Source organism: Streptomyces sp. KLMMK (genome assembly GCF_036961605.1).
Classification (GTDB): Bacteria; Actinomycetota; Actinomycetes; order Streptomycetales; family Streptomycetaceae; genus Streptomyces; species Streptomyces telluris.
The window spans coordinates 1-2834 of record NZ_JBAMDC010000598.1 but is presented as its reverse complement, the minus strand read 5'-3'; the positions used below and the strand labels follow the sequence as shown (position 1 = coordinate 2834).

General features: G+C 76.1%; 1 protein-coding gene. It reads left to right on the top strand.

Annotation, left to right across the window (positions count from 1 at the left end; translation table 11 throughout):
* On the top strand, window positions 1-2834 hold a 2834-nt coding region (locus V7793_RS36080; protein ID WP_336013902.1), incomplete at both ends, for a zinc-binding dehydrogenase.

Genomic DNA, 2834 nt, shown 5'->3' with positions numbered 1-2834 from the left:
GGCGTGGGTGCCGCCGTCGCCGGGCGAGGTGGCCGCGGCGGCGGAGGAGGGGCTGGAGCGGCTGCGGAGGGGGCCGTGGGCCGAGCGGTACGGGAAGGCGCACACCTTTCTGCAGCGGATCACGGGGGCCAGCGCGGCCAGGGCCTTCGCACAACTGCTGCCGGGGCGGGACGACTTCACGTTCGGCGACCTCCGTGCGGCGGGAGTGCTGCCGCGGCACGAGAAGCTGGTGCGGCTGCTGGCGCGCACGGCGGAGGAGGAAGGGCTGCTGGCGCCCGCCGGGGAGGGCTGGCAGTTGCTGGGAACCGGGACGGTGCCGGGCATGCGCGAGGTGTCCGGGCTCGCCGGCTACCTCCCTTCGCACGCCCTCAACCTGCGCTTCGCCCTGCAGCTGCCGGATCTGCTGTGCGGGCGGCGGGACGCGCTGGAGCTGCTGTTCCAGGACAGCGGCCCGGAGCTGGTCCAGCAGTACTACGACATCAACCCTCCGGTGACGGCCCACAACCGCATGGTCGCCGAGCTGCTGGGCGCGCTGATCCGCGCCTGGCCCGCGGACCGGCCGCTGCGCATCCTGGAGGTGGGCGCCGGTACGGGCGGGCTGGCCGTGCACCTCCTGCCGCTGCTGGACGACCGCGCCCAGTACGTCTTCAGTGACGTCTCCGCCGCGTTCTTCCCCCCGGCCCGGGCCCGCCTCGGCCGCTACGAGCCCCTCGTCACCTACCGTGTCTTCGACCTCAACGCCGAACCGGCGGAACAGGGCTTCGCCGAGGGCTCCTTCGACGTCGTCGTCGCCGGAGTCGCGCTGCACACGGCGCTGGACCTCGAAGAGAGCCTGCGCCGGCTGGCCCGGCTGCTCGCCCCCGGGGGACACCTGCTCGCCCTGGAGGTCCACGAACCCCCGGTCCTGGCGCTGGTGTTCGGCACGCTGGAGGACTTCTGGGCGGCCCGTGACACCGCGCTCCGCCCGGAATCCATCCTGCTGGCCCGCGAGCAGTGGCCGGACGTGCTGTCCGGAAGCGGCTTCGCGGACGTGGTGCAGGTGAGTGCCGCGAGCGCACCCGCGAGCGAGCACTTCTCCGTGCTCCTCGCCCGTACCCCGGCGGCGGCCGGAGCCCCACCGGCCGTCCCCGCCGGCCCGCCCGCCCGGGACTCCTGGCTCCTCGTCACCGAGGACGCCGCCGAGAGCGCCCTGGGAACACACGTGGCCGCGGAACTGACCGCCGCGGGCTGCGCGGCGGCACGCGTGGTGCCCCTGCCGGACGGCGCGGAAGGATGGCAGGACCTCCTCGGCCAGGCGCCGTCGGCGGCGATCGCCCTGCTGCTGAGCTCCGCCCCGGACCGGGCCGCCGAGGGCGACCCCGCCGCCTGCACGGAGCTGGCCGTGCGCCGGGCCGCCGCGCTGCGCTCCCTGGCCCTGGCCGGCCAGGCGCCGCCGGGCGCGTCCGGACGCCACTTCGTCCTGGTCACCCACCCCACCGGAGCCCTGCCCGCGCCGGAACGGCCGGCCTTCCCCGGCCAGGCCGCCGCATGGGGCGTGACCCGTACGCTGGCCAACGAAACGCGCTTCGGCGTGCGGCGCGTCTCCCTCGACCGCGGAGCCGGCCCGGCCGGGGACGCGGCGCGGCTGGCCCGCGAGCTCCTCGCCACGGCGCCCGAGGGCGGGCAGGACGAGGACGAGGTCGCCCTGACCCGGGGCGGCCGGTTCGTCCACCGCTTCGAGCGGGCCGCTCCGCCCGCGGAACCGGCCGCACCGGACGGCGGGGTCCGCTACCGGCTGCAGCTCCGGGACCAGGGCATGGCCTACGGGCTGCGGTGGACCGAGACGACCGCCGGCGACCCGGGGCCCGCGGACGTGGTCGTCGCGGTGCGCGCCGCGGCGCTCAACTACCGCGACGTGATGGTTGCGACGGGGCTGCTGCCACCGGTGGCCGAGGACGGCATCCCCTCGGAGGACTACCTGGGCCTGGAAGGGGCCGGGGTGGTCACCGCCGTCGGAGAGGACGTCGCGGACCTGTCCGTGGGCGACCGGGTCTTCGGCCTGTTCCCCGGGGCCTTCGCCTCCCACGTGCGGATCCCGGCCGCCGCGCTGCGCCCGGTCCCCGACGGCATGGCCTTCGGGGAAGCGGCCACCGTGCCGGCGGTGTTCTTCACCGTCCAGCACAGCCTCAAGCACCTCGCCCGCCTCCGGCCGGGCGAGACGCTCCTCGTCCACGGCGCCGCCGGAGGCGTCGGCATGGCGGCGGCCCAGTACGCCCAGCTCGTGGGCGCCCGGTTCATCGCGACGGCGGGCAGCCCGCTCAAGCGGGACCTGGCGCGCGCCCTCGGGGCCGAGCTGGCGCTGGACTCGCGCACGCACGCCTTCGCCGACCGGGTCCGCGAGCACACGGGCGGGCGCGGCGTCGACGTCGTGCTCAATTCCCTCAGCGGCGAGGCCGCGGCCCGTACCCGCGAACTGCTGGCCCCCTGCGGCCGGTTCGTCGAGCTCGGCAAGCGGGACGTCCTCGGCAACCAGCGCATGCTGCAGAAGGCGCTGGCGGAGAACGCCGTGCACTGTGTCGTGGACGCCGCCAACCTGGCCTGGCAGGACCCCGGCCACGCGGCGGCCGTGTTCGACGAGGTCCTCGCGCACCTCCGCGCCGGCGACTACATCCCGCTGCCCCACCTGGTCTATCCCGCCCACCGCATCGAGGAGGCGTTCCGGCTCCTGCAGCACTCCAAACACCTGGGCAAGATCGTGATCACGTTCGACGAGCCGGTCCCCGTCCACCGCGCCCCCCGCCCCCTGCGGCTCGCCGCCGACGGGACCTGCCTCGTCACCGGCGGCCTGGGCGGCT